The sequence below is a fragment of the Glaciecola sp. KUL10 genome (assembly GCF_003203515.1).
GTDB lineage: Bacteria > Pseudomonadota > Gammaproteobacteria > Enterobacterales > Alteromonadaceae > Glaciecola.
The window spans coordinates 174946-201262 of the sequence record NZ_BGNG01000005.1; the positions used below are offsets into that span (position 1 = coordinate 174946).

The following is a 26317-nucleotide window of genomic DNA, read 5'->3' on the forward strand; positions in this document are numbered from 1 at the left end:
AGATGAATAAAAGGCTTGATTAAAGTTTAGCTCAAAATTGGTATATCTTGTGATAACTAAGACTTAGGCTCTATACCCTAATTCAGTTCATTAAAGTCAGTTAGTGCGCTAATCTAAATTCATCGAAATTACTAAGTGATGTTCTCCCATGACTTCCTTACTCGCCTAGCGCCTGCTAGGCTTTTTTTTGCCTACGATTTAGGGGAAATGTAATTTGGGTAACCGTTTTTTAGTTAGTTTTTTCTCGATAAAAGCATGCAACGCTACAAATTGCCGCGAAATGTAACGTTTAACGACTAATCTGAAAAGCAGTTTTTACTTTGGTTATAAACTAAACCTTTCACGTAGAAACTTCGCAATACCGTCTTCATCGTGATGACCAATGATTGCATTTGCTTTTTCTTTTATAGGAGCCTTCGCATTGGCAGGCGCATAGGCCTCATTTGCTAGCTCAAACATACTCATATCGTTATCGCTATCGCCAAAACAAATGATATTACTCGCTTCAAATTGCTTGGTCAGCGCTTCAACAGCCGAACCCTTATTTGCCAAACAATGATGCACGTCCATCCATCTATAATTACCGCCCTCATGAGCTGGGCCTGAATAGGCAATCAGATGTTCGTGTCGATTTAATTCATTCCAGATTTCAGTAATGTCTTCTGATTGACCAATCATACTTATATTCGTAACAGAGCTGTGTGCAGGTAAGGTTTCTATTGCTAGCAGGCTCGCGTCAGTGCGATTGAAATGCTTTGCAATCAAGTCTTTTTCAACTTGATGTTTTGGCTCACTGTGAAAGATAACATGTTGATGTTTATCAACCGTATTGACAAACGGCGTGATGCCGCGTGTCATGGCAGCATGGGTAATGACTTTTATTTCATCAGTCGTTAACAGGTTTTCAAAACTGAGCGAGTCGTTGCTAGGGTCCCAAACAGTGACACCGTTGTTATAAATGTGAGGAAGATGAAAGTCGTGTCCTGCAATAATATTTTTTGCAGAGAGCATAGACCTGCCGGTTGCAACAGTGTAGGCAATGTTATTTTTTTTCAGCAGACCAAGCGTCTCGCGCGTGAAAGGAGAAATTTCAGATTGCGCGTTTAATAGTGTTCCATCTAGGTCGAAGAAAATCATATCCATTGTTTTGTCACTCTTGTTTAGTGGTTGTGCAGTGATTTTGCAGCAGGTTTGCAATGATAGTTATATTACGAGTATTACGAACTCTGATTTTATCAGGATCGTTTAAGGTAACCTACCCACCCACAATATCTTCGAGCATTTCACAAATATCTTCATACCGGATCTGCTTGATCTGTAACACGTACATAATTTGTAACATTAAGTCGGCCCCCAAAATACCTTTGTTGACCTTATTGCGCAGATTGTCTGCACTTTGCTCAACACCAATTGCTAATAACTTATCGCTTAAGTCTTGATATTTAACACCTTTTTTAGATAACTCCGCTTTGATAACGCGTTGTACTAAGTGTCGCCATTGCGTACTTTTCGCCTGCATTTTGCACCTATCGATTGTTCACTTTCGTAAAAAATAAGCTACATTTATACCTTATTTTATCTATTTAAACAAAATAAATGTTGACTTATATTTTTGTTCGTTACTATACTGAAGTCACTAGCAAGTATGTCGTCTTGTTTCTATAGTATTAGCGTACTATGTTATTTAAATCGTTGAACACTGTTTGAACTAAGTAAACTAGCACATTGTCAATTCAAAGTGCTGTATAAATAACAACAAGACATGGCAAACACATTTTTAGGAGAAAAGGAATGGCGTGGGAACTCTCACAACTTGCAACACTAATATCTGAACAATCTGGCTATGTGGTCACTCACGAAGAAGATTGTTTATTAATTGCTAACGAAGATGGCATTGATGCTTGGTTAGCAATCAGTGGAGAACAAATATTAGTTGAATCTCTGCTGTTTTCGATTGACGAGGTTAAGGACACCGCCGCGTTAAACGAAGAGATATTGCGCACACATATGGTATTTCCATTAACAACCATTGGAATATCAAACGTTGCGGGGTCGCAATACTATGTTGCTTTTGGTGCGCTTAGTTCGCAATCAAAGCAAGAAAGTATTGTGATTGAAATAGAAACCTTATTTCAAAATGTTGAAGCGTTTATCGACGCTTACCAAGGCTTTTTAAAGGCATAAATTTCGCGTCAGCGATGCCCAAAAAAAGTGTAATTAGTTAACGATGATTGGAGATTGCCATGTCAGTTTGGAAAAAATTATTTACTGCGATTAAAGGTACAGCAACTGAGGCAGCTCAGACGGTTGTAGACAGTCAAGCGATTAAAATTTTGGAGCAAGAAATCAGAGAAGCTAAAGACGAATTGAGAAAATCAGATCACGCTCGCACGCAAATTTTAGCAAAGTGCAAAATTGCTCAGCAAAAAGTAGACGGTCTCAATAAGTCTATTGCTGAATACGAAGAACACGCTAGAAAGGCAGCAGATACTGACCGTGATTTAGCACTTGATTGCGCAAAGCGAGTGGCTGAGCTTAGAGGCCAATTAGAAACTGAACAAACCTATCTTGACCAGTTCACGGGTTCTGAGAAAAAGTTAGCGGCTAATATCTCACAAGCTAAAAACAACCTTAGACGTTTAGAGCAACAAGTGGATATGGTTAAAGCAACTGAGTCGGTTCAAAAAGCGCAAGTTGCTGTTTCATCCAGCCACTTAGGGGCGAATAGTAAAATGAAAACTGCAACAGAATCATTGTCTCGTATTCAAGAAAAACAAACTTTGCGCAGCGCAGAGCTAGAAGCCGCACAAGAGCTAGCGGAAGACGAGTCTTCGGATGACTTGGAAAAACGCCTAGCAGGTGCAGGCATCAAAGGTGGCTCATCAAGCGCTGACGACGAACTTGCTCGCATTTTAGGTAAGTAATTGTTTTAATAGGCATCCTTATTTATGACAAGCATGGAATAAGCAATAATGACCCCTTGGCTTAGAATAAAAAAGCTCTGCCTTAAGTATTTTTCAGACATGCGCTGGTACACCCTTGTACTGGCGTTTTTGTTTTATTCATTTAGCTCATGGATTTTGTTATTTATCGCTGGCGAAAGCGACCTACTTGGTTTTACCGACTTTGTATATTGGTTGTTAGTCACCGGTTCAACAGTGGGTTATGGCGACATGTCTCCCACCACTATAGCGGGCAAATGGATAGTCGCACTTTGGGTGATCCCTGCTGGCTTAAGTATATTTGCCTTAATCATTGGGCGCATCGCCGCTTGGGTTGGCGATCAATGGAAAAAAGGAGCAAGAGGTTTGAAGACGCTAAATGTATCTGGCCATATTTTGGTTGTCGGTTGGGACGAAAAACGAACATTACAGCTACTAAAGCTATTGCTGAAAGAACGTGAAACCTTAGAAGCTGATCCAGAGATAGTCCTTTGTGTCAGGGTTGATATGGAAAATCCTTTGCCTTCAGATATTGAGTTTGTGCATGTCGATTCGTTCAATAAAGACGATGACATGGATCGAGCCTGCATTGCCACTGCTGATACTATTCTCATTAATAATGTCAGTGATGATCTGACCATGACAACCGCGCTGTATTGCTCCAAGCGCAATCCAACGGCTCATAAAGTTGCCTATTTTGATGACGAAAGCTTAGTTGGCTTACTTAATCAACATTGTCCTGAAGTAGAGTGCACGCCCAGTGTGGCAGTTGAAATGTTGGCTAAATCGGCATTTGATCCTGGTTCAAGCCTACTTCACCACGACTTATTGGACGTCAAAGAAGGACAAGCGCAATTCTCGGTCGACCTTCCCTCTTCTATTGCCAGTATTAGCGTTGAAAAACTCTTCATTGGTCTCAAAAAACACTACAACGCGACGTTTATTGGCTATTCATCACTATCTAACTCTCAAGATATCAACGTTAATCCTGATTTTAGTGAAATTGTAAAAGCTGGCGACAAATTATTTTATATTGCAGAAACGCGTATACGAGGCATTCAATGGTCTTCTTTAGCCAACGACGGTGCATAAATCTTGTTATCGAATTAATGCATCTAATAAGGATTTAAGGAAAAAACATGTTTAGCAAACTATTTGGAACTAAAAAACCAGAGCCGAGCAAGCCTCAAAGCCCTGAAATCATGGGCTTATACTTGGGTGGTTCGTTTGAAATTGATGCACTTAAGTTACGCTTGCTCGAACCCAAGTTGAAAGTAGAAAAAGCCGCATCAAAGCATCTTATTCAAGCGGTCGGACGTGTTGATCTTGATTCAGGAGGTGTCATGTTCAGGTTTTACACCGATGATGATGCCTTTTTGCAGGTGGTCACCGATGGTGGCGAATCTGAAAACCATATCACTGATGTCAAACTTTGGTATTTTTATGACACCACAACCGTTGGCAGTCAAACCCAATGGCAAACCCTCATCAATAACGGGATTTCAAAGCCAGTTTATGAGCTAGACGGCGATAGTTATGATCGCGTATGGGATGCAGTGGGTGAAACCTCTCCACCGGTGGCGATGACCGAAACTACATTTGAAGAAGATGGTGACGTATCAAAAACTGATCAGTTCATTATGCTTTACGAGCGCTCGATTTCAGAAGATGATGTCGAAGCGTTATTGGTGTCAGGAGAAGAAAAAATCGTGGGTAATAATCACGACCGATGCCTAGTGATAAGTACTGGATTTAATTTAACACCGGCTGATATCCAAATTAACGGCTAGACTATTTAACAAAATAAAAAGGAAACATCATGGACGCAGTTATCAATTCAATCGCAGGCTTGGGTAACTTTGCCTTATATTTTTTAGTGTCAATTGTATTATTCTTTGTGTTTAAGATTGTCTACGCATTTGTCACGCCACATGACGAATGGAAACTAGTAAAGGAAGATAAAAACACAGCGGCCGCCATTGGTTTTGGTGGTGCAATGATCGGTTTCAGTATTGCCTTATCAGGCGCGATCACCAATTCAGAATTCTTTTTAGACTATGCTATCTGGGGCACGGTTGCTCTTCTTGCCCAGTTAGTTGCGTTCGCCCTTCTAAGATTTACATTCATGCCCAAAATTGCAGAACGTATCAATAATAATGAAGTGTCTGCAGGCATTATTTTAGGTTCGATGTCAGTCGCTGTGGGCATGCTTAACGCTGCTTGCATGACTTATTAAGGAGCGCCTTAATATGACTCAGCAAAAACGTACCCAACACATTGACTTAAGCAGGATGCGCAAGTCATTCGCGCTTAAACCTATTGCCATAGGTATAACAAGCATATTTTTAGCGGCTTGTGGTTCACAGCGTCAAGATGCCGTTGTCTACTCAGATGTTCAAGATTGTGTAAACGAAAACCCCGACGCCGTCCAGCAATGTACCTTTGCATATGAAGAAGCACTGAGAGAAGCGGCTCGCACAGCGCCTAAATACAACTCAGAATACGATTGCGAATACGAGTTTGGCAACAATCAATGCCGAGAACTAGAAACGCAATCAGGTTCTTTTTTCATGCCATTTATGGCCGGATATATGGTCGCCAACATTTTATCGCCGCGCCCATACTATCAACCCATGTTTACGTCTTACTCGCGTTACAGCCCGTATCGCTATCACTGGATTGGTGCTGACGGCTACGATTTTGGAGATAGCAAACGCAAACGTCTCAAAGTCCGCGACAGTGCATTTGATAAAAAACCAGCCGTTACACGCACAATCAGCCGAGGCGGGTTTGGTAGTTCAGTGCGTGCAAAATCAAATTGGGGAAGCAAGAGCAGTAAAGGCTGGGGAGGCTAAGTGCTTCGACTGCCCATTGCTCAACGCAATAATTGGCAACAACTGGCTCGCGAATATGGATTTCATTTTCATACGATGTATGGCGAGCCTTATTGGGACGAATCTGCATATTACCAGTTCACCCTTAAACAAATTGAACAAGACTTAGAGGCACCTACCGAAGAGCTACATCAAATGTGCTTAGAAGTGGTTGATGTCGTCAGTAAAAATGAAGAATTACTCAATAAGTTCGCCATCCCAGAAGACTACTGGCAAGCGATTTTAGACTCATGGACTAACAAAGAACCCAGCTTGTACTCCCGTTTTGACTTTATTTATGATGGTAACAATGCCGCCAAATTCTTAGAAAACAATGCCGATACCCCTACCAGTTTATATGAATCGGGCTTTTGGCAATGGCTTTGGTTAGAGAGTAACGTTCAATCTGGTCGCCTTCCTAAACAAGCCGATCAGTTTAATTCCTTGCAAGAGAAGCTTGTTAATCAGTTTAAAGTTATCGCTGATTATTATGATCTTGAGTATATGCACTTCGCTTGTTGCAAAGACACCGAAGAAGACCGAGGCACGGTGCAGTATCTTCAAGACTGCGCGAAAGAAGCAGGGATCTCAGATTATTTTGTGTTTGTTGAAGACATTGGCATAGACCAACAAAACAGACTAACTGACCTTTCAGACCAAGTCATTTCCACTTGCTTTAAGCTTTATCCTTGGGAGTTTATGCAACGAGAAGAATTCGGTGCTTTCGCCATACAAAAAACGCCTGAGCACCAGCAAAATTGGGTCGAGCCAATATGGAAAAGTATCCTATCTAATAAAGCTTTACTTCCGATGCTATGGAAATTGTTTCCCAATCACCCCAATTTATTGCCTGCATTTTTTGAAAATGATATCGCATCGATGAATCAAGCAGAATTTGCGGCTCAAAAATGGGTGAAAAAACCAATATTTTCACGCGAAGGCGCCAATATCGACATTATTGAAAACGGGCAAATTCAACTTGCTTCACAAGGACCATATGGTGAAGAAGGCTTTGTGTATCAGCAGTTTCATCCCTTGCCGGTGTTTGCGCAAAACCATACATTGATTGGTTCATGGTTAGTCAATGACCAAGCCGCAGGTATTTCGATACGAGAAGACACATCAGTGATCACACAAGACATGTCGCGCTACTTACCGCATGTCATTGTGGGTTAAGTGCGACTTAACACCATTTAAAACACTAGGATTTTTATGATAAAAGACACACCTAGCAATCAATACAAAACCCTCGCTTTTATTGCGTTATTACTTATCGCGATAGAAGTCATCAACCTACTGACGGGCAGATGGTTGAATCAATTTAGCATCATTCCGCGCGACTTAGGTCACCTTGCTTATATCTTCAGTTCACCGCTTTTACATGCAAACTTAGGTCATTTTAGCGCTAACTTCTTACCGATGATGGTTTTGTCGTTTTTACTCATGCAGTTTAGTTACAAACGCTTTTTACTCGTCACATTTTGGCTATTTATCATTATTGGCCTGATGGTTTGGGGGCTTGCTCGAGAGGCCCGCCATGTGGGTGCCAGTGGTATCATTTACGGTTATTTTGGCTATCTACTGCTCGCGGGGTTTTTAAGCAAGAAATTCAGCTTGATTCTCATCTCACTCGCAGTCGCCTTTTTCTATGGCGGCATGATCTGGGGGGTATTGCCAAGCGGGCCATTCGTGTCTTGGGAGTCCCATTTGTTTGGGTTTATTGCGGGCTTGTTTTTGGCTTGGCGGTTTAAGGATAAAGCACACTAGTTTTGGAAGATTGCATTCAAATACCGTAATAGTGTTCAGTTCCAAAAGTTTTTAAATCATTTGAAAATGCTCAGTCCTCGCAATTGATATTTAAACGACTCAATTGTATTCTGTAACCATACAAGATACAGGTTGTATAATAACTTGATATTAAGTTTTAAACATAACGCATTAGAAGCGTTGTGGACTAGCGGTGATATCACCATCCTACCAACAGCCTATGTGCATGAGGTAATCGCTATACTCGATTTGCTAGACGCATCCGAAGATATAAATGATTTAGCATTGCTAGGTGGTTTTAGGATTGAAAAAATAAAACAGCATACATGGAGTGTGACAATCAGCGTCAATGGGTTCGAAACAATCGGCAATATTACCTGTTTGTTCAAGAAAAATAATGCTGAAGCCGTTGACTTAAATGAATATGACTAAGGCGATTGCACCATGAGTATGATTAGAAGTAATAAATTACCTGCACAACATCCAGGCATCTTATTTAAAATGAGAATATTAGACGCAAACAAAATCTCTATCAGTGATGCGGCTAAAAAAATGAAGATAAACAGACCACATCTAAATAACTTTACTCGAGGTAAAGTAGCAGTGACAGCCCCGCTTGCAATGAAGCTAGAAGCCTCAACAGGAATCAGTGCGGGCTTTTGGATGAATCTTCAAAAAACTTATGACTTGTACATCAACCGAGAGTTACCAATAGAATCAGAGCCACTGTTAGTTAATGGCTAGGCAAATATAGTTAAATTGGCTAAATAGACGAAGGGGTAAAGCGTTTGGAACTGAATACATGGCTTATTTACGCGACAACCGTCGTTTTATTCATGATCACGCCAGGTCCAAGCCACTTGTTGATGCTTTCAAACAGCATCAGTTGTGGATATAAGCGCGCTCGTTCAACTGCTGTAGGCGATTTAAGCGCAAATTTATTGCAGATGTTAGCAGCCTCTTTTGGTTTAGCAGCAATCTTAATTCAACATCAATATGCACTCGTGATCATAAAGTGGTTAGGCGTTGGCTATCTATTGTTGGTGGGTTTGAAGCTGATTTTATCAAACAAGCAAACACTCTCGGAAAGCCCACAAAAATCGCTTAGTAATTTGTATTGGCAGGGATTTATTACCTCTGCAGCAAATCCTAAAGCCGTTGTATTTTTTGCTGCCCTCTTTCCTCAATTTTTAGATCCAACACTAGCCCTGTTCCCGCAATTCATCATTTTAAGCGTCACCTATCTATTTATTGACGGTTGCTTTTTACTTTTTTACGGGAAGTTTGCGGAATATATAAAAAGTAGCTACTTGAACCAATTTGAGCGGTATTTGAACAAAATTTCTGGAGGCATTTTTATTGGCGCGGCTTGTCTTTTGGGGATAAAGGACTTGTCGGAAGTTAAGTGAGTGTTGATAAGGTTGAAAACTGATATTTGGGTATTACCGAATGGTACTCTTGAGACAGGCTGTGTGAAAACTCGGTTTTGATCACCTTTTGGTCTAAACGACATTTTTATATGATCAATCAATCTAGTCAGTCAGCCTCAACGATGTCTGTATAAGGTAAAATAGATAGCAGAACAAAAGACGAGTGCACTGCTATGTCTCATCACATTAAAGGCCAAGGGCGACAACAAACGACACTTTTTCCCGAAGCGCTAGACGATTTTGTCTCTGAAGATAACCCTGTTCGTGTCATCGATATATTTGTTGATGAAATCGATTTGAGTGAGCTGGGATTTGAACGAGTATATGCAAAACAAACAGGCCGTCCAGGTTATCATCCTGCAACCTTACTTAAGCTATATATTTACGGCTATCTCAATCGCATTCAATCATCACGCAGATTAGAAAAAGAGTCGCATCGGAATGTCGAGCTTATGTGGCTGCTTGAGCGCCTCATGCCAGACTTTAAAACCATAGCAGATTTTAGAAAGAACAACGGCAAAGCGATTAAAGGCGTGTGCCGACAATTCATAGAATTATGCCGTCAGATGAATATGTTCTCTGACTCATTGATTGCCATCGATGGTAGCAAGTTTAAAGCGGTCAACAATAAATCTAGAAACTACACGCCTAGCAAAATGAAGTTTCATATCTCGCGCATCGAAAACAGCATTCAAGAGTATCTCGACGGATTGGATAAACACGATAAGGGAAGCCAGCAAGCGGAAGAAAAAGCGTCATCCTCCAAATTACGGTGGCTACGAGAACGATTAGCTGAGCTTAAAGACATGGAGAAAACGGTTCAAGAACACCCAGACAAGCAAGTATCACTTACCGACCCTGATTCTCGTTTAATGAAAGTACATCACCTAAGCAGGCAAGTTTGCTACAACGTGCAAAGTGCCGTAGATACCAAGCATCATCTAATAGTCAGTCATGACATTGTTCAATCGACCGACAGAGGACATCTCACTCTAATTGCGAAACAGGTACAACAAGCGATCAACAAGCAGGACATCACTGTCATCGCTGATAAAGGCTATTTTAGTCGCAACGATATTAAATCATTGGATGATTTAGGTGTAACGGCGCTTGTGCCTCAAATCGATACATCGGGTGCAAAGCGCAAAGGCATTTTTAACAAATCACTGTTTAGGTACAACAAACAAAAAGATGTCTATATATGCCCTGCAGGAGAAGAGTTACAAAATCGAATGCGTGGCTTTGATAGTGGTCTAGAACTAGATCTTTACTTCAATAATATTGCCTGTCGAGATTGTAATATTCGAGTAAAATGCACGACAGCGAAACGTGACCCTAGACGCATGAGGCGTTGGGTACACGAAACACTGATAGACACAATGCAAGCGACATTGGATGCGACTCCCGAAATAACCGTTTTGCGCAAACAAACGGTTGAGCACCCGTTTGGCAGCATCAAAATGTGGATGGGATCGACGCACTTCTTAATGCGCAGATTGGATAACGTCAAAACAGAAATGAGTCTGCATGTATTGGCATACAATCTGAGACGAATGATAACGATATTCGGCGTACCAAGCTTGATATCGGCAATTAAGGCGTAATCACGCCATTTTTATCCTCGAAAATGCCTAAACAAATCTAACATCTTGCTAAACGCCACTACAATCGCAATATGAGTCAACAGTCTTGAGATATCTGTATTTGCAGAAAAAGTAACGATTAGCCAGCTGTAAAGTTAAATGCTACCTGAATAAGAGAGAAACGCTGTTGTTCTGGCAGTTTTCACACAGCCTGGAGACAAAGCGGAAATTGACCACTTTTTTATTTAATAGCGCTTGAGATGTTCAAACAACCTCACCCGAAAAAATGCACAACTGGTCCGTAGAGGAATATTGATAAGCGTTTATAAGTTTTTTTGACCTTGTGATTACTATACATGTATTTTAAATCTGTAATTACTAAATCGACTCTTTATTAAGCGTGTGTTTTTAATCACTAAATAACATAGGAATGCGGATACGTTGCTTGTAAATTAGTGCGAGAAAAACTGCTGGGACTTGTCACTAAAAAGATAGTAAACTATTGATATGAAATAATTATGTGGTCGAAATGTAATGAGAGAGCGTCGTTGTCACTAGGCGATCGTCATAATAGGTTTTAAGGAGAAGCACTTGTCTGACAAGATCGTAGAGGGAATTAAATCTGGAAAATACGATAGGAAGCAATTAGAAAATCTATATTCAAATGCTGAAAGGTTGGAAAGGACAGAATTAATTCCGTTTATTAAAGAAGGTTTGAAAGAACTCGATTCCAGATCATATTCAAAGCGGTTTGTTAAGCCTATACGCGATAAAGTCAAAAGTATCGCAGAAGAAATTGCTAATAGCGAGGGCTGGGGAAATTGGCGGAGCAATAAAGTAGGTAACGGTATTAAAGCTGGAGGCGAAATGCTTAATGGGGAGTTATTGGCTGAGTTTTATTTTTCTTACAAGCACGAATCATGGAAACGTTCTTCATATCTTTCTGTTTTTCAAAAAAATGAAGACAGCACAGTGAGGTATACAGTTCATTCCCACAATAAAGATATGGTGACTGTTGACACTTCTAATGAGGCTATAGAATTGTTCAAAGAGGCGATTAAAACCGAACAAACCAATGCATAGGACGCTTTCTCGCTGCGCCTCACTCAGTATAGCCAGCGTTCAATCGCCTTTGATGGGGGCGTTAAGTGAGGGCAAATTTGGCGAATGCCCAGTGACCGCGATGCACGATCAGACACCTTTTATATTGCAGTTTAGCGTGATTAGTTAAATTGGTTGAATGACTATAATGCGAACTTTTCAGAGCCAGGGATAGAAGACACCCTGCAGTTTACTTTACGCGCCCTTGTATTGTGTTAATAGAATCTGAGGGCAAAGAAAGTTTCCAGTTTGAAGGCCAGAAGAGTATTAACAAAACCAATTACAAAAATTTCAGCGAATTGCACAGGTCGTTTTGATAATTACCGGGTCCCCTGCAAATGCTTTAAAAAAGACATTGCAGATTCTCGTCGCTCCTCCAGTGTGTTAGTGCCCTGCTCTTCATTCATCTTACTTTCTAAGGATTCAAGGTAAAGAAGAAGCGCTTTTGAAGTCTTGCAATTGATTTCTACATTGCGCTGGTCAAATTCATCATAAGTTGAGATAAGTAATTCACGTAGGCACTTTGGTAACTGAGCAATTAATCGAATTGGTTTTGCAGTGCCTAATAATTGTAATTCGTCGTGACAATAATCATAGTGGCGTTCAACATGCAAATAAGGATTTGGCCCTACTTTAAAACGACAGATGATAAAGCAACGCTTCTTAGCCGACCAGATTCCAATTGGCGCATTACGAGCATCAATCTCGTATGCATAATAAGGCTTCAATTCATCTATGGCGAAATAACGTTCATTTTTCATCAGCGACTATCTTCTCTACGGTGAGTGCATTTCCCGGGCTACGCCCTCTCCCCCTTGAATTAAACGGAAGTGCTAAATCTGACAGCAAGAAGTATTTTTCTATAGATGAACTGATATTTAGCTCTCCGACATGAGGAAGTAAGACCAACGGATTTACAATGACCCATAGCGAAATTTCTGGTGTTGCACCGCGCGTATCTATTTCATCAAGCATATTGCTGATACATCCACTGAGTTGCGTTCGTTTTCTAGCTCTGGTTTTTTCAGTTTTCCCTGTAACTTTCCAGACAATTCGTGATAAGTCTCCTCCGTCTCGAAGGCATGTCAAAAGTCGATTCAAGTTGATATCAAGATTGTCACTATGCCAAGAAACCCACCGTTCGTCTTCGTTTACTTGTTTATTATACTTTTCTAGCCAACGCGTTTGCAGTGTTGTGCTGTATTCGCCTGCGTAAAGAATATGTTCATCGCGGTATTCGTTACCTAAACACACGAGGTAAGCGGACGTGCCTGCATTTAAAAACTTTTCGTTTTTTATCACTACCTGCGTTGGATTTTGCCAAGTACTAGCTCTTCGTTGATATGTTGATTTCCCAAGATGGAATGTTCCTACTTTGACAAACTCAAAGTGATTAAATTGGTTGAATTCCATTGTGTAGTCCTCTTTAGTGAATTACTGGGATATACAAAAAACTGAAAGAAATCTAAGTAACACTTTAGTCGTATTTTGAAAAGAAAATGATTTTTTACTTAATATTGAGTCGAAGATACTAGGATATTTCATCAATGTCATGATGTTAAATTTGGGGATAGGTCAGAGTCATTCGGTTTCTACACAAGCCAATGGACCCAACCAAACTTATTTAAATTGCCAAAAGTCTATCTTTTGTTCCTATTCTCAGCGTCTCCTTTGCGAACAATCCTGCAGTTTAAGTTATGCTATTGTTTGCGTCCTCTCATAACTTAATCAATTCGTGCATTGCAAATTCTACTTATATTAAAATCCATCTATGCAGTTGGAGGTTTTATAAAAGAAATGTTTGAGAATGCTCACCTCAAAACATCGCGGGTTTTGATACAACTACTGAACGTGCTTTTTTAGTGCTAGGGACGAAGAGCATAGAAGTTATTTTCGATAGAATTGAGAAGGAACAGGGAAAGGAAGAACTAACTGAAAAATCCCCCAATAAAACACTACTTTTTACGGTATAGCAATAACCCAAACCCAGCGATCAAAAATAGGCCCATAGCAGGCGAAGAAAGCTCTCCATCGACTTCCGATTCGGTACCTTGAACACCAATAGTGAAGCCAAGCTACCATTTGCATAGTAATCTCGGTCATTTACATTGCCTAGTTGGGCACCAGCAATACCGTTTTGATTCTCAAGTTTTCAACTCCGATTCATTTCAAAAGCGTTGCCCCACTGCCTAACTCAGCTAGCTCGTCATCTGGATTACGCAATGCACAGGCATTCATCGACAAGCATCCACAGCCAATACAATTAGATAGCTCGTCTCTTAAGTTAGTCAATTTTAAAATACGACTGTCGAGTTGTGTTTTCCAAAACGTAGACAGGTTTTTCCAATCTTCATTGCTAGCTGTTTTGTTCATCGGCAATACAGAAATTGCCTCTTTGATGTCTTTTAAAGGCATTCCCAACTGTTGTGCTACTTTGATGATGGCCACTCGGCGAAGCATGGAGCGGGCATAAATTCGTTGATTACCGCCACTTCTATAGCTTTGGATCAATCCTTTTTTTTCGTAAAAATGAAGTGTTGATATGGCTACTCCACTGCGCTTAGCCAAGTCACCAACTTTTAAATGTGTATCCATTATTTCTCCCAAAACCCAATTGACCTCAACTTAAGTTGAGGTTTTAAACTATCACTAGATTAATAAACAAAGCAATAGAATCGCTTAATGGAGAACACTATGAGAAATGTATTTACCCTATACTCAAGCGCTAGAAAAAATGGCAATACCTTTGAAATGACGCAAGCTTTCAGCAATATAGTACCCAGTGAAGTATGTTACTTAGATGATTTAGATGTGCGTGAATATGACTATCAACACACAAATCAACACGACGACTTTGAAATGCTCATTGATAAAATGCTTGCCGCAGACATCATCATTTTTGCATCACCGGTTTATTGGTATTCAATGACACCCGCTTTTAAACGATTCTTTGATAGGTTCACTGATTTAACAGAATTGATTCACCTTAAAGCCAAAGGCAAAGCGCTGCGCAAAAAGTCTTTCTACTTGTTTTTGACCTCGGTCCACGATCAACCGCCTAAAGCATTTGTAAATGTTGTTAAGGACACATTCAACTACTTTAAATGGCAATACGCTGGATTGGAGCATGTAAAATGTGAATCAGGTTTTGATCACGATAAGGCTTGTGAGCAATTAGAATTAATGGCGGTAGGTTTGTTTAGCACTTCGACTGAAGCTTCATTGCAAACGGTTTTAGGTGAGCAGAGTCGGAGCTTGTCTAAGTTTAAGTAGATAGGAATTGGCAGGTCATTGGCACTGAAGAAATCCTAAGGGGCTAACGCTGCGTAAAAAGCACTATGATTTGATAAAGTTCGATTTAACGTGTCAAAAAATTCCATCATACAACCCATAATAAACTGGCTAACTCAAAAGAATGCCAGTCCAAACTTGATTGAAAAAGAACAATCGCATCAATCAATCTGGCGAGACACTGGGCAAGTTTACTATATGCTTAATACACTAAAGCTGAGCTACGAAACTGAATATGGCCCAGTCACGTTTGAAAACCTAAATCTTGAAACACTTCCAAAACTGCTAAGTGATCTAGAAGCTTCGACTAGCAAGTCGTTAAAACAAAAAGAAACCGCAGAACAAAAAGATGCTTATGTGATAAGCCTATGCGGTGTAACGTGGGAGGAAAACGAAGACGGCACGAGAGTTAAAGCGATCACCGAAGCGGCAATGTTGCGCTCAACGCAAAGTGACTTTAGGCGTTCACAAGCTGTATTCAAGCATGAACAGTTTTTGGAGCATAACGATATTTTAAACGCGCCATCGTTGGCAGACAAAAGAGGGGTATTCACCTATTCTAATATCTCTATCGAGCAATTTGTCCACCAGCTCGAACGGGCGAACTCTACGATCAGTGATAGTCTTAGGCGGCGGATTAATGTGCTGCCTGATAATTTTAAGAAATTGTTTAGTGAAAATGAAGCGGCTGAGATTGATGCTTTGTTGAACTTGGATGTTGTGGGTGATGATTTGAAAGGTCTTGAGTAAGTGTCATTGCTAGCACATTTTTCTTCGATTTAACATTGTTGTAGCTTTCGAAATTGGTGACATGGATTGATTAGCATTGCATCAAATGCTTTCGACAGGAGTACAGACCCATTTAATCAGGGTCGCCTAAACGCACATCCATGTGCAGGCTCGAAGCACTTCATCCTTGAAGTACACGCCTGATTAAATGGGTCTGTACTCCTGTCTTCGCATTTGAATATTTAGCCTTTGTTTTTCAATTGGTTAAAAAAGCGCACTGCGATAAGAGGCTTCAATCATTTTTACTAAAACCGGAATAGCACCTTTTACCAATGTGGCGAGTTTGATTTGTTACCTATATGCTCGGTTCATACCCACATTACCTGTCATTGCTTCGAATGAAGGAATCTCCAAAACCAACAAGCATTGAATCACACTATCGAGCAAACATTACTAAAGAACATTCAGCGCGTCAGATAAGCCCTATGCATTCATAAAAGCTTCCAATACAGGACGTATTGGCAGCAGCGGCCAAGGATGGCGAACAGCGGTTTTATGAATGCATAGGGCTTATCTGGCAAAAGCTGAATATGGCTTACAAAGAGCGGTGTTTGATTTTAGGCTTTGCGGTGTTCCAAGGAGGTTCCCTTTTTCAAGGGAATGACGTTTCTTCGAAGGAGCACGACCTGCGAACATTAAAAATACACCAAATCCGCAATTTACCGTACAATATCGCATCGAAATTATTCAAGACTCAATCGAGTAGTTGGTAGTATTAATGCAACAAGAACAAAATAACGTCGTTGAAGATAAAAAGAACGATAGCGCTGAAGCGGGTGAAGCTCAGCAGGCGCCTCAGCAACAAGGTTTTTTTGGAAACCTCATATTTAACATAGCGCTGCCAGTGATCATTATGAGCTACGCTAGCTCAGAAGAATACTTGGGCCCGATGTGGAGCATAGCGGTAGCATTAGCCTTTCCACTTTGCTTTGGTTTGTATGACCTACAAAAAACCAAAAAGGTAAATGTCTTTTCAGTCCTTGGGATTGTTAGTGTTCTGCTAACTGGTGGCATTAGTTTGCTTAAACTTCCCGCAGAATATATTGCTATTAAAGAAGCGGCGATTCCGCTTGCCATTGGACTTGCTGTGCTGGGCACGCAGTTTACCAAAAAACCTCTGGTAAAAGCGCTTGTACTTAATGAACAACTTATCAATTGGCCAAAACTCAATGCAGTACTTGAAGAAAAAGGCTTACAAGCAACCTTCAATGAAAAAATTAAAATCGGATCTTATATCGTTGCAAGTTCGTTTTTCCTATCATCAGGCTTAAACTACTTTTTAGCTAAATGGATTTTGGTATCCGAACCTGGCACAACTGCTTATACCGAAGAGTTGGGTAGGATGACAGCGCTTAGCTATCCTGTAATTGTCATTCCTAGCATGGTCTTATTGGTCACCGCACTCGTATATTTATTTAAACAAATCTCGTCGGTCACGGGTGAATCGGTAGAGAACTTCTTAAATCAATAAACACAAAAGGATGCCCAATGCTGGTAATTGAGTCACTGTCTAAAAGCTATATTGATGCCGGTGAAACTCAACAGGTTTTAGACCAAGCTGACTTCAAACTAGAACAAGGTCATAGCTTGTCTATCGTTGGCGCTTCTGGCTCTGGAAAGTCCACTCTGCTTCACTTAATTGGCGCGCTTGATAAAGCAGGTTCGGGGCGAATTCTCTTAAAAACTGACGGCAACACGCACTACGATGACATCTCTACGTTTACCGAAAAGCAAGCAGATGCCTACCGAAAACGCCAGCTTGGACTGATTTTTCAAAAATTTAATTTAATTGATTGTATTAGCGTTTACGACAATATTGCCCTCCCCGCACGTTTAAACAATTGCCTTGATGAAGAATTTATCGAGGGGCTACTTAAGCAGTTGGGTATTGAAAAATTAATTCATAAACTGCCAACAGACTTGTCGGGTGGCGAACAGCAGCGTGTTGCGATTGCGCGAGCGCTTTCACACAAACCGATGTTAGTGTTAGCCGACGAACCCACTGGTAATTTAGATGCTACGAATAGTGAAAAGGTCAGTCGTTTGTTAGTAAACACTTGCAAACAAAATAACGCGAGCTTGATTATGGTCACCCATAGCGATGAAGTTGCGTCCTTAACACAACATAAAATGGTCCTTAAAAAAGGCAAACTTGAAGACTGCCCAACACGCGCAATCCTCAAAGTAGTATAGAGAACGAGCCAGTTAATGCGCTTTTCTCAACACCCTTTCTTGAATATATTAATGCAAAGCTATCGCTCGCAAGGTTTTGCTGTCTTCATGTTGATTAGTTCATTAGTCGTTGCATGCGCCGGTCTCAGTGCAGTGTTAATTATTAATCAAAGCGCTAAGCAGAGCTATTCAAGTAATCAACAATACTTCGTGCCCAATGTGACTCACAACATCAGTGCACGCACCAACGCAAGTCCACTCACAAAAGCCGATTATTCGATGTTGCGGCAAAATGGCTTCACTCAAGTGGTTGCCATCGCTCAACGTCGCTCTCATGTTTATTTGAACGATGAGCGTAAGTCTTTACGGGCAATCGATTTTACAGGTGTCGATAGTTCGGCGCTGATAAGCTTGACGCCTAACACATCGCTTATGTTAGATGGTGACAGCCAAGCAAGTACAGAGCGCTTTGGTTTTGGTGCAAACAACCTAATCAACTACGAACTCAGCGCATTTGCTCACCCAACGTTGATCGAATCGTTAGACCTTCCTTCTGACTATGATGGTCAACTAGTTGGCTCTGAAAAGGAGTTACTGCCCAAGTTAATTGCCCTAGAAGCTGACTTTTTAGGGAATGATGTTGTAATGGATATGTCAGTGTTTTATACCACCTTTCCACAAGCGAACTTAAGTCGCTTACTTGTGGTGGGGGAGTTATCCAACCAAGCACGCTCACGCTTAACTGAATTGCTACCTGCCCACTTGGCCTTATCGGCTATCAATCAAGCAGATCAAGGCGAGTTGACTAAGTCGTTTCACCTAAACTTGCTGGCCATGGCACTTTTGATGTTCGCGGTGTGCTTGTTTATTGTTTTGAATGCCGCACAACTATTGCTTAATAAACGCATGCCTTGGTTAAAAGTGTGCCGGCAAATCGGGATTGGCCGCTGGGTGATGATTCGTTATCAGCTGCTTGAAATCATCTGTTTAGGTGCACTAGCTTGCTTCATTGGTGTATTTATTGGCGCACAACTCGCGTTATTGGTTTCACCTGCAGTGCAAGCAACGATTGAAGGGCTTTATCAAGTTCAAGTGGGCTTTGGCAGCATTTCGTTTATTAGCTTGTTTTTAAAGGTCTACGGCATCAGTTTAGTCGGCTTGGTATTAGCATTTTTAGTCCCGCTTCAACAAATGAATCAGCGCTTATCTCAAAAAAATATTGTCGATATTTCTTGGCGCAACCCCTTTAAGCAAATGCTAGTTTTTGTTGGACTGGCGTTTACATTAATCATTTTTACGGGCCTATTATTCACATATTCAGCACAACTAAGTGTGCTTTTAATTGCAACGGCGGCGCTAATTTTAGCGGGTTGTGGCGTGTTATTAGGTATTTTCCCATACGTACTAACACTGTGCGCTAAATTGGTTCCCGAACGGTTTATCCTGCTCAAAGTCAGTGTCAGCCAAAGTTTAAGCCTTTCAACCAAAACCAAGGTTGCCTGCTGCGCATTTTTTATCGCCGCCACGAGTAACATCGGTATGAACTTGATGGTAGATAGTTTCAGAGGGGCAACTGATAACTGGTTAACTCAGCGATTAGCTTCTGATCATTATTTGTATTACAACGGCGATATTGATTTAGTCGGCGAATTTAAAAAGTCTACGATCGATGGTGTTCAAATTATACCTCGTTACGAACATAGCATTGAATTTAACAATCAACAGATACCTACATTCAGCTACCCAAGTACACCTACTATGCAAAAAGCTTTGGTGTTTGAATCGGTACGCACTGACGTTTGGCAAGACTTTGAACTGGGCAAAGGTGTCTTCATCAATCAGCAATTTTCAATACGAGAAGGATTGAAAGTTGGCGACAGTATTAATTTAAATTTTCCTTTCGTTGACGATTACACCATCTTTGGTGTGATTTATGATTATGGCAACCCCAGTGCACAAATTCTGTTTTCACTTAATGTGTTTGAAAGCTATCAAGAGCAAGTATTCAAGAGTACAATTTTTGCTATTAATGGCTTAAATAAAACACCCTCAACACTAAGTGAATTTAAAACATGGTTAAGCAGTCATGATATCGAAGAACAACGCCAACTTTTAGAAACCCAAGCACTGCTAACCCTATCCATGGAAACCTTCGACCGCACATTTATTATTACCGATGGCTTAAATATCGTGACTCTACTGGTGTCTGCATTATCATTGGCCTGTGCAATCATAGTGCTGATGGATGATTCGAGACCTCAGCGGATGTTGCTACGAAGCTTTGGGGTGAGTACATTTAAAAATCAGCTCTTAGCTTATTCTCAATATTTAGTGTTATGCATTGTCGCCTTGGCACTTGCCACCCCATTTGGCATTTTGCTTAGCTGGGTACTGATCTATGAGATTAATTATCAAGCATTTCAATGGACCTATCCTCTACAGATCAATTGGTTAAAATTAATAAATGTCTATTGGCTTAGCCTGCTCGTGGTCAGCCTTGTTATTTTACTGCCAATTATTCGCATGGCTAAACGCCCATTGATTGAAGATATAAGGCTGTTGAACTAATGACGAGAAATGCCTGTAAGTTAGTTTTATCAATAGCTTTATTAGTCATTGTGTTAAGCGCTAAACTAGTGAGCGCACAACAACCGATGCTCGATCCGAATTTGGTCGCGCAATCCGGTAAAAAAGTCACTGAAGACTATCAAATTTCATTTCCCAAAGACCATTACGCCCATCCAGATTTTGACATTGAATGGTGGTATTTAACCTCTAATCTAGAAGACACCCAGGGCAACCAATACGCCTTGCAGTTCACCCTATTTAGATTTAGAACAGGGCAAGCTGAGAATAATTGGGACGACGGGCAAGCTTATATGGGGCATGCCTCTATTCATGCAGGCGACCAGCATTGGTTTACGGAAAAGTTCGCCAAGGGCGGCGTTGGGAATGCAGGTGTCACCGCCAAACCGTTTACTGCATTTATTGATGATTGGCTCTGGCAAGCTGATGTTCAACCAATAGATGATATGTTTCCATCACGACTACGCTTTTCAGCTGCTTCAACCGATGACGTAAATCAATCTGCCAGTGCTGATTTAATGCTAGATAGTCAGCAAGCATACGTGCTTCACGGTGAGCAAGGTTACAGCATTAAATCGGGCAACCAACAGCATGCTTCTTATTATTATAGTCAGCCTTTTATAAAAGTCTCGGGGTCGCTTTTGCTCGAAGACAACGAAATAGAAGTGAGCGGCAATGCATGGTTTGATCATGAATGGACCTCTCAATTGATCGACCAACAAACCGTTGGCTGGGATTGGTTTTCAATTCATTTAGATAACGGAGATAAACTCATGGCATTTGTCATGAGGCTTGATGGGCAGCAGGACTATGCAACGGGTACTTATATTGCTCAAAATGGTGACCAACGTGTATTGTTGCCTCATGAAATTTCGATTAACGCAATTCGATCAGAAAAAGTTAACGGTACAACTATCCCGCTTGAATGGTCTTTGAGGATACCCTCTAAGAATATTGACATCATCACTAAGACGACCAAAGATGACCAATTTAACCCTGCGAGATTTTCATACTACGAGGGCAGTATTCAAGTCTCAGGTTCGCACAAGGGAATTGGCTTCATGGAACTCACGGGCTATTAATAACTTGCTAATGATTGAGTAGAGCAAGCTGTGCATTTAATTTTGATTGCTTTTCTTGTACCCTGAAGACGTTCAACAATGATACGGATAACCAGTGAATAGAAGAAACTTTTTGAAAACATCTGCAATAGGGATTGCTTGTACTGGTGTGGCAACTACCATTGCTTGGCAATTGATTCCAGTGGCGAATGAGCCGCTAAGCATTAGTAAAAGCCTAGAAAAACTCGTTATCGTAGAAAAGATACTTCCTGATATGACGGGAGAATGGAACCTTGCTCAAACACTCATGCACTGCGCACAAAGTGTTGACTACTCAATAGACGGGTATCCAGAACATAAATCAGACTTTTTTAAGGCAAGCGCGGGCGCGATTGCCTTTCATGCATTTAAATCCAAAGGGCAAATGAAACACAATTTAAGTGAGCCCATCCCAGGTGCGCCTCAGATCAGTAAGAACCAAAATGTGGAAGCTGCGATTGAAGCTTTCAGGCTTTCGCTTATTCGCTTTCAATCCCACAATGGCCCATTGCTACCCCATTTTGCGTACGGAAAGTTAAGTAAATCTGATTATGAAAAAGCACATGCGATGCACCTTAATAATCATATGCTTGAAATGTTATTATAAGCTTTTTATGGTGTAACTAATCTTAGTCACGCCGATTCTAACCTTATTTACAAAACAATACGCTCGACGTTTGTATTCACCGTTGATTAAAGAGACAAAAACCAAACCAGCCAGCTGTGGCTGAACAAGCTGTTAAAAATGTCCCCCATATCCAATCTGTCAGCATAATCGTTAAGCTAAAACCTTCTAGGATGCTGTAGTTGGTTAGATTATAAGCACCATAAGCAGCTAGCCCCAGTAATGCACCATCTAAGCTGGCATAAAACCAAGGCTTTTGTTTATTTGCTATTACGGCCAATACCATCGTCACAAAACCATACATTAAATAAAAGACGAGCCACGGCCATGTAATAAACTCATCTCGTAACATTCCTTTCATTTCACTTTGATAACTATCCACGGCTAACCAACCGAGCCAAATAGCGTCCAAAAAGGCAAAACATAGCAAAATGAATAGATACGCAGAACAAATTTGCCCGAAGTGGCGTTTAATTTTATTAATCATTGCGACGAAACATCAGGATGCATTACTTCTCTAGCAAATCAAAAATCTTAGAGGCAATATCGATATTATCCATATTGCCTAGGAAGTTATCAGCGCCTTTGCCAAAGGCAAATACTTCCACATCAACGCCTGTATGACCAGAAGTTGTCCATCCAGTATTTGTACGTTCGTCGATAATTGTTTTTAATACGGCCTCGACGGCACGACTCTTCATGCCCTGTTCAATCGCCGCAATTCGATTTTGTTCATCTGTGTTGAGTTCAAAACCGAACTTGCTCTCTACGAATGCGACTCGATCATCTTGCTCAAACAACTTTGAAGCAATGTAACTTGTTGAAGCGGTCATATTGTGCAAGAACTCAGGAGACCAACGGTACTCACCTTTTGCACCAATCGTTAAGCCGCCCGTACTATGATCTGCGGTCAAAACGACCAAGGTGTCAGGGTTTTCTTTAACATATTCCTTTAACAAAAGAATACTCGCCTCTAGGTCAGCCATCTCATACATTGCCGAAGCAATATCATTGCCGTGACCGGCCCAATCGACCTGACTTGCTTCAACAAGCAGGAAAAAACCATTTGGGTTTTCCAAGTGCTTTAGCGCATGCTTTGTTAACGTTGATAACCGAGTCTGAGAACTGTCATCTAATGCTCGTGGCAAACCCATGTTGGCAAACAGACCAAGTGTAGCCTTACCTGTTTCAAGTGAATCCAAGGCTTCATAAGAGTCAGCATATTGATATCCAAGAGATTTAAACTCCTCAACTAAATTTCGATCTTCCCTCAAAAAGTAGTCCCAACCGCCACCGAGCATAACATCCGCTTTTGGCATGCCGTTTAGGCGATCATCTAAGAAGCTGTCGGCGATTTGATTGTAATTCCGTCTTGATTCATTGTGAGCGATATAGGCAGCTGGGGTAGCATGCACAATTTGAGATGTCACCGCTACACCTGTTTTCATCCCTTGCGTTTTCGCTCGGTGTAAAACTGTTTCAACAGGTTTCTTATTGACGTCTAGACCAATTGCACCGTTATACGTTTTAACGCCCGCCGCAAGCGAGGTTGCGCTAGCTGCTGAATCAGTAACCAAACCAGAAACAGAAGCAGGATAAGTGCGAGCGGTTCCAGTCAAAATAGAGTCCAGTGCAGTTTCTTCGATAATACTGGTATTTGGGTCGTCTTTAAAATAGCGATAGGCAGTTGTATAGGCTGGCCCCATGCCGTCTGCTACAACCATAATAATATTTTGCGGCTTATTTGCTTCAGCTTGAGTATTTGAGACTACCACATTGGAACTTGAACATGCCGATAGGGTAAACCCGCATGCAATAACACCAAGGGCAATTTTATGCCTTAAAAACATTTTGAGAGAATTCATGAAAATCAATCCGTATAGCTTTTCGATAAATTTAAAAGCATAAGTATACACCGCTAAAAGCGATATTAAATTAAGTTCGCCACACAAACGTTTTATTTTCATATTTAGGCGTCAAACAAAAACGATATCAATTGATTTTTTATGGTTATCAAGACGTTTTTTACACTAAACAATTGCGTTATTTTTTATTTCCCAGTTTTAGCGTGTTTATGAATTGTAAGCAAAACCAAGCAATTGCTGCGCCCGCAGCAAAAAATCAAACCCATACCAACATAACATTCACGCCATGAATACCTGAAATGCATTATATACACTTTATTTATTAAATTTGTTTACTTAATCTGTAATCAGACAACAGGCATTACATTAACTTTACAAATGTCTTACAAGCACACAGCAAGTAACAAGAGGAAATTAACTATGTCACAATATCAACAAGACATTCAGCAGTTCAGTGATTTAAAAGCAGCTCAAGGTTCTGCTTGGAATGCAATTAGCCCCGAGTACGCAGCGCGTATGAAAGCGCAAAATCGTTTTAAAACAGGTTTAGATATCGCAAAATACACTGCAGGTATCATGCGCAAAGACATGGCTGATTACGATGGTGATTCGAGTCAATACACGCAGTCTCTTGGGTGCTGGCATGGTTTTATCGGCCAACAAAAAATGCTAGCGGTTAAAAAGCATCAAGGTACAACTAATAAAAGCTATTTGTATTTGTCTGGTTGGATGGTCGCAGCCTTGCGTTCGGAGTTTGGACCTCTTCCTGATCAATCTATGCACGAAAAAACAAGTGTTCCCGCACTAATTGAAGAGCTTTATACTTTTTTACGCCAAGCAGATGCTCGAGAATTAGGAAACCTTTTCAGTCAGCTAGACGAAGCAAAATCAAAAGGCGAGAGCATCGCTGACATTCAGAGCAAAATCGATAATTTCGAAACCCATATAGTGCCTATCATTGCGGATATCGATGCTGGCTTCGGAAACGAAGAAGCCACTTATTTGTTAGCTAAAAAAATGATTGAAGCTGGCGCATGTTGTATCCAGATTGAAAACCAGGTTTCTGATGCAAAACAATGTGGTCACCAGGACGGCAAGGTAACAGTACCTCATGAAGATTTTTTAGCCAAAATCAATGCTGTTAGATATGCATTTTTAGAGTTGGGAGTTGATGACGGGGTTATCGTTGCCCGCACTGACTCATTGGGTGCAGGTTTAACACAAAAGATTCCGGTATCACAATCTGAAAGCGACTTAGCTGCACAATACAATGCGTTTTTAGAAACAACTCCTGTGGATTCCATTAGTGATTTATCCGAGGGCGATACAGTGATGAAATTAGACGGGCAACTAGTAAAACCCGTTCGCTTGCCAAACGGATTGTACAAATTCAAAGATGACACAGGCTTTGATCGCGTTGTATTGGACTGTATCACATCGCTGCAAAATGGCGCTGACTTGCTTTGGATTGAAACTGAAAAGCCGCACGTTGGCCAAATCGGTGCAATGGTTGACGAAATCAGAAAGACTTGTCCCAATGCTAAGTTGGTTTATAACAACTCTCCTTCGTTTAACTGGACACTTAATTTCCGTCAACAAGTGTTTGATGCATGGGAGGTGGCTGGGAAAGATACCAGTGGCTACGACCGCACCGCATTGATGTCTGCAATATATGATGACAGTGATTTAGCACTTGAGGCTGATGAAAAAGTGAGAACGTTCCAAGCAGACGCAGCTAGAGAAGCGGGCATATTCCATCACTTAATTACACTGCCGACTTATCATACTGCAGCCTTGTCTACTGATAATCTAGCTAAAGGATACTTTGGTGATGAAGGCATGCTTGCCTACGTGAAAGGTGTGCAACGTCAAGAACTCCGTCAAGGACTTGCGTGTGTGAAACACCAAGCGATGGCTGGTTCAGATCTAGGGGATACCCATAAAGAATACTTCTCTGGTGAGCAAGCACTTAAAGCATCTGGCGAAGATAATACAATGAATCAATTTGACGTGGTCGCTTAAACACTATTGCACCATTGAAATCGTTTTTAAATGACTCTTGTTCAGCGCCCTTCGGGGCGTTTTTTATTTCTCTCCCCATTCAAAAGCCAGTATTTTACCCAAGCACTTCATTGCAAAGACTTAAATCGCATTCATTAAACTTATGGATTTAAAATAAATAGTAATTAAATT

28 protein-coding genes are annotated in these 26317 nt (G+C 40.9%); 21 read left to right on the plus strand and 7 right to left on the minus strand.

Features of this window, described 5'->3' with window-relative positions; translation table 11 throughout:
- Nucleotides 1–324 precede the first annotated feature (324 nt).
- Together KUL10_RS10380 and KUL10_RS10385 are read right to left on the minus strand one after the other, a co-directional pair.
- Nucleotides 325–1143 carry an HAD family hydrolase gene (locus KUL10_RS10380; RefSeq protein ID WP_110428863.1) on the minus strand — a complete coding sequence of 273 codons (819 nt, stop codon included), beginning with the start codon at nucleotides 1141–1143 and terminating at the stop codon, nucleotides 325–327.
- Between the two features lie 112 nt (nucleotides 1144–1255).
- Complete coding sequence (locus KUL10_RS10385) at nucleotides 1256–1519, minus strand: DUF6471 domain-containing protein (protein ID WP_110428864.1); 264 nt, start codon at nucleotides 1517–1519, stop codon at nucleotides 1256–1258.
- Between the two features lie 272 nt (nucleotides 1520–1791).
- Between KUL10_RS10385 and KUL10_RS10390 the strand changes: the two genes are divergently transcribed.
- From KUL10_RS10390 to KUL10_RS10450, 13 genes are all read left to right on the plus strand, one after another.
- On the plus strand, nucleotides 1792–2184 hold the full coding sequence (locus tag KUL10_RS10390; RefSeq protein WP_110428865.1) for a YjfI family protein: 393 nt from the start codon (nucleotides 1792–1794) through the stop codon (nucleotides 2182–2184).
- Nucleotides 2185–2243: 59 nt separating this feature from the next.
- Entirely contained in the window at nucleotides 2244–2924 is a 681-nt protein-coding gene (locus tag KUL10_RS10395; protein WP_110428866.1) for a PspA/IM30 family protein, read from the plus strand.
- Nucleotides 2925–2972: 48 nt separating this feature from the next.
- A complete protein-coding gene (locus tag KUL10_RS10400) occupies nucleotides 2973–4034 on the plus strand; it encodes a potassium channel family protein (RefSeq protein ID WP_110428867.1) in 1062 nt (353 codons plus the stop codon).
- 47 nt (nucleotides 4035–4081) lie between these two features.
- Nucleotides 4082–4732, plus strand: coding sequence for a YjfK family protein (locus tag KUL10_RS10405; RefSeq protein ID WP_110428868.1), 651 nt, complete (start codon nucleotides 4082–4084; stop codon nucleotides 4730–4732).
- Nucleotides 4733–4761: 29 nt separating this feature from the next.
- Nucleotides 4762–5178: a DUF350 domain-containing protein gene (locus KUL10_RS10410; protein WP_110428869.1), complete on the plus strand. Its 417-nt coding sequence runs from the start codon at nucleotides 4762–4764 to the stop codon at nucleotides 5176–5178.
- Nucleotides 5179–5191: 13 nt separating this feature from the next.
- On the plus strand, nucleotides 5192–5797 hold the full coding sequence (locus tag KUL10_RS10415) for a DUF1190 domain-containing protein (protein ID WP_110428870.1): 606 nt from the start codon (nucleotides 5192–5194) through the stop codon (nucleotides 5795–5797).
- A complete protein-coding gene (locus KUL10_RS10420; RefSeq protein ID WP_110428871.1) occupies nucleotides 5798–6991 on the plus strand; it encodes a glutathionylspermidine synthase family protein in 1194 nt (397 codons plus the stop codon).
- A gap of 36 nt (nucleotides 6992–7027) precedes the next feature.
- Entirely contained in the window at nucleotides 7028–7582 is a 555-nt protein-coding gene (locus KUL10_RS10425) for a rhomboid family intramembrane serine protease (RefSeq protein WP_110428872.1), read from the plus strand.
- A 144-nt stretch (nucleotides 7583–7726) separates the two neighbouring features.
- A complete protein-coding gene (locus KUL10_RS10430) occupies nucleotides 7727–8014 on the plus strand; it encodes a type II toxin-antitoxin system RelE/ParE family toxin (RefSeq protein WP_146216775.1) in 288 nt (95 codons plus the stop codon).
- A 12-nt stretch (nucleotides 8015–8026) separates the two neighbouring features.
- On the plus strand, nucleotides 8027–8326 hold the full coding sequence (locus KUL10_RS10435; protein ID WP_110428874.1) for a HigA family addiction module antitoxin: 300 nt from the start codon (nucleotides 8027–8029) through the stop codon (nucleotides 8324–8326).
- Nucleotides 8327–8370: 44 nt separating this feature from the next.
- Complete coding sequence (locus KUL10_RS10440) at nucleotides 8371–8991, plus strand: LysE family translocator (RefSeq protein ID WP_110428875.1); 621 nt, start codon at nucleotides 8371–8373, stop codon at nucleotides 8989–8991.
- 194 nt (nucleotides 8992–9185) lie between these two features.
- Nucleotides 9186–10616: an IS1182 family transposase gene (locus KUL10_RS10445; protein ID WP_110428876.1), complete on the plus strand. Its 1431-nt coding sequence runs from the start codon at nucleotides 9186–9188 to the stop codon at nucleotides 10614–10616.
- Between the two features lie 570 nt (nucleotides 10617–11186).
- On the plus strand, nucleotides 11187–11678 hold the full coding sequence (locus KUL10_RS10450; protein ID WP_110428877.1) for a hypothetical protein: 492 nt from the start codon (nucleotides 11187–11189) through the stop codon (nucleotides 11676–11678).
- Between the two features lie 338 nt (nucleotides 11679–12016).
- Here KUL10_RS10450 and KUL10_RS10455 read toward each other — a convergent pair whose 3' ends face one another.
- The 3 genes from KUL10_RS10455 to soxR form a co-directional block, all read right to left on the minus strand.
- Nucleotides 12017–12457 (minus strand): hypothetical protein, encoded by a 441-nt coding sequence (locus KUL10_RS10455; protein WP_110428878.1) that lies wholly within the window; start codon nucleotides 12455–12457, stop codon nucleotides 12017–12019.
- Nucleotides 12447–13109, minus strand: coding sequence for a hypothetical protein (locus KUL10_RS10460; protein WP_110428879.1), 663 nt, complete (start codon nucleotides 13107–13109; stop codon nucleotides 12447–12449). Before KUL10_RS10460 ends, KUL10_RS10455 begins: the two co-directional genes overlap by 11 nt.
- A 750-nt stretch (nucleotides 13110–13859) precedes the next feature.
- Nucleotides 13860–14291, minus strand: coding sequence for a redox-sensitive transcriptional activator SoxR (soxR, locus tag KUL10_RS10470; RefSeq protein ID WP_110428880.1), 432 nt, complete (start codon nucleotides 14289–14291; stop codon nucleotides 13860–13862).
- 99 nt (nucleotides 14292–14390) lie between these two features.
- Between soxR and KUL10_RS10475 the strand changes: the two genes are divergently transcribed.
- The 7 genes from KUL10_RS10475 (at nucleotide 14391) to KUL10_RS10510 (ending at nucleotide 22241) form a co-directional block, all read left to right on the plus strand.
- On the plus strand, nucleotides 14391–14969 hold the full coding sequence (locus tag KUL10_RS10475; protein WP_158525367.1) for a flavodoxin family protein: 579 nt from the start codon (nucleotides 14391–14393) through the stop codon (nucleotides 14967–14969).
- 90 nt (nucleotides 14970–15059) lie between these two features.
- On the plus strand, nucleotides 15060–15737 hold the full coding sequence (locus KUL10_RS10480; protein ID WP_110428882.1) for a hypothetical protein: 678 nt from the start codon (nucleotides 15060–15062) through the stop codon (nucleotides 15735–15737).
- A gap of 757 nt (nucleotides 15738–16494) precedes the next feature.
- Nucleotides 16495–17247, plus strand: a complete 753-nt coding sequence (locus tag KUL10_RS10490; protein ID WP_233499783.1) for a VC0807 family protein — start codon at nucleotides 16495–16497, stop codon at nucleotides 17245–17247.
- Nucleotides 17248–17264: 17 nt separating this feature from the next.
- On the plus strand, nucleotides 17265–17969 hold the full coding sequence (locus tag KUL10_RS10495; RefSeq protein WP_110428884.1) for an ABC transporter ATP-binding protein: 705 nt from the start codon (nucleotides 17265–17267) through the stop codon (nucleotides 17967–17969).
- A 15-nt stretch (nucleotides 17970–17984) separates the two neighbouring features.
- Nucleotides 17985–20516, plus strand: coding sequence for an FtsX-like permease family protein (locus KUL10_RS10500; RefSeq protein ID WP_233499784.1), 2532 nt, complete (start codon nucleotides 17985–17987; stop codon nucleotides 20514–20516).
- A complete protein-coding gene (locus KUL10_RS10505; protein WP_110428885.1) occupies nucleotides 20516–21616 on the plus strand; it encodes a lipocalin-like domain-containing protein in 1101 nt (366 codons plus the stop codon). Before KUL10_RS10500 ends, KUL10_RS10505 begins: the two co-directional genes overlap by 1 nt.
- A 94-nt stretch (nucleotides 21617–21710) precedes the next feature.
- Nucleotides 21711–22241 carry a DUF1569 domain-containing protein gene (locus KUL10_RS10510; protein ID WP_110428886.1) on the plus strand — a complete coding sequence of 177 codons (531 nt, stop codon included), beginning with the start codon at nucleotides 21711–21713 and terminating at the stop codon, nucleotides 22239–22241.
- 76 nt (nucleotides 22242–22317) lie between these two features.
- Here KUL10_RS10510 and KUL10_RS10515 read toward each other — a convergent pair whose 3' ends face one another.
- Together KUL10_RS10515 and KUL10_RS10520 are read right to left on the minus strand one after the other, a co-directional pair.
- Nucleotides 22318–22746 carry a DUF2177 family protein gene (locus tag KUL10_RS10515; RefSeq protein ID WP_110428887.1) on the minus strand — a complete coding sequence of 143 codons (429 nt, stop codon included), beginning with the start codon at nucleotides 22744–22746 and terminating at the stop codon, nucleotides 22318–22320.
- Nucleotides 22747–22768: 22 nt separating this feature from the next.
- On the minus strand, nucleotides 22769–24124 hold the full coding sequence (locus tag KUL10_RS10520; RefSeq protein WP_233499785.1) for an alkaline phosphatase: 1356 nt from the start codon (nucleotides 24122–24124) through the stop codon (nucleotides 22769–22771).
- A gap of 420 nt (nucleotides 24125–24544) precedes the next feature.
- On the opposite strand from KUL10_RS10520, the gene KUL10_RS10525 reads away from it, so the two are divergent.
- Nucleotides 24545–26146 carry an isocitrate lyase gene (locus KUL10_RS10525; RefSeq protein WP_110428888.1) on the plus strand — a complete coding sequence of 534 codons (1602 nt, stop codon included), beginning with the start codon at nucleotides 24545–24547 and terminating at the stop codon, nucleotides 26144–26146.
- Nucleotides 26147–26317 lie beyond the last annotated feature (171 nt).

Coding starts and splice junctions, on each gene's coding strand:
- KUL10_RS10380 (WP_110428863.1), bottom strand. CDS start 1,143: ATGGATATGATTTTCTTCGACCTAGATGGAACACTATTAAACGCGCAA.
- KUL10_RS10385 (WP_110428864.1), bottom strand. CDS start 1,519: ATGCAGGCGAAAAGTACGCAATGGCGACACTTAGTACAACGCGTTATC.
- KUL10_RS10390 (WP_110428865.1), top strand. CDS start 1,792: ATGGCGTGGGAACTCTCACAACTTGCAACACTAATATCTGAACAATCT.
- KUL10_RS10395 (WP_110428866.1), top strand. CDS start 2,244: ATGTCAGTTTGGAAAAAATTATTTACTGCGATTAAAGGTACAGCAACT.
- KUL10_RS10400 (WP_110428867.1), top strand. CDS start 2,973: ATGACCCCTTGGCTTAGAATAAAAAAGCTCTGCCTTAAGTATTTTTCA.
- KUL10_RS10405 (WP_110428868.1), top strand. CDS start 4,082: ATGTTTAGCAAACTATTTGGAACTAAAAAACCAGAGCCGAGCAAGCCT.
- KUL10_RS10410 (WP_110428869.1), top strand. CDS start 4,762: ATGGACGCAGTTATCAATTCAATCGCAGGCTTGGGTAACTTTGCCTTA.
- KUL10_RS10415 (WP_110428870.1), top strand. CDS start 5,192: ATGACTCAGCAAAAACGTACCCAACACATTGACTTAAGCAGGATGCGC.
- KUL10_RS10425 (WP_110428872.1), top strand. CDS start 7,028: ATGATAAAAGACACACCTAGCAATCAATACAAAACCCTCGCTTTTATT.
- KUL10_RS10435 (WP_110428874.1), top strand. CDS start 8,027: ATGAGTATGATTAGAAGTAATAAATTACCTGCACAACATCCAGGCATC.
- KUL10_RS10445 (WP_110428876.1), top strand. CDS start 9,186: ATGTCTCATCACATTAAAGGCCAAGGGCGACAACAAACGACACTTTTT.
- KUL10_RS10455 (WP_110428878.1), bottom strand. CDS start 12,457: ATGAAAAATGAACGTTATTTCGCCATAGATGAATTGAAGCCTTATTAT.
- KUL10_RS10460 (WP_110428879.1), bottom strand. CDS start 13,109: ATGGAATTCAACCAATTTAATCACTTTGAGTTTGTCAAAGTAGGAACA.
- soxR (WP_110428880.1), bottom strand. CDS start 14,291: ATGGATACACATTTAAAAGTTGGTGACTTGGCTAAGCGCAGTGGAGTA.
- KUL10_RS10475 (WP_158525367.1), top strand. CDS start 14,391: ATGAGAAATGTATTTACCCTATACTCAAGCGCTAGAAAAAATGGCAAT.
- KUL10_RS10490 (WP_233499783.1), top strand. CDS start 16,495: ATGCAACAAGAACAAAATAACGTCGTTGAAGATAAAAAGAACGATAGC.
- KUL10_RS10495 (WP_110428884.1), top strand. CDS start 17,265: ATGCTGGTAATTGAGTCACTGTCTAAAAGCTATATTGATGCCGGTGAA.
- KUL10_RS10500 (WP_233499784.1), top strand. CDS start 17,985: ATGCGCTTTTCTCAACACCCTTTCTTGAATATATTAATGCAAAGCTAT.
- KUL10_RS10505 (WP_110428885.1), top strand. CDS start 20,516: ATGACGAGAAATGCCTGTAAGTTAGTTTTATCAATAGCTTTATTAGTC.
- KUL10_RS10515 (WP_110428887.1), bottom strand. CDS start 22,746: ATGATTAATAAAATTAAACGCCACTTCGGGCAAATTTGTTCTGCGTAT.
- KUL10_RS10520 (WP_233499785.1), bottom strand. CDS start 24,124: ATGAATTCTCTCAAAATGTTTTTAAGGCATAAAATTGCCCTTGGTGTT.
- KUL10_RS10525 (WP_110428888.1), top strand. CDS start 24,545: ATGTCACAATATCAACAAGACATTCAGCAGTTCAGTGATTTAAAAGCA.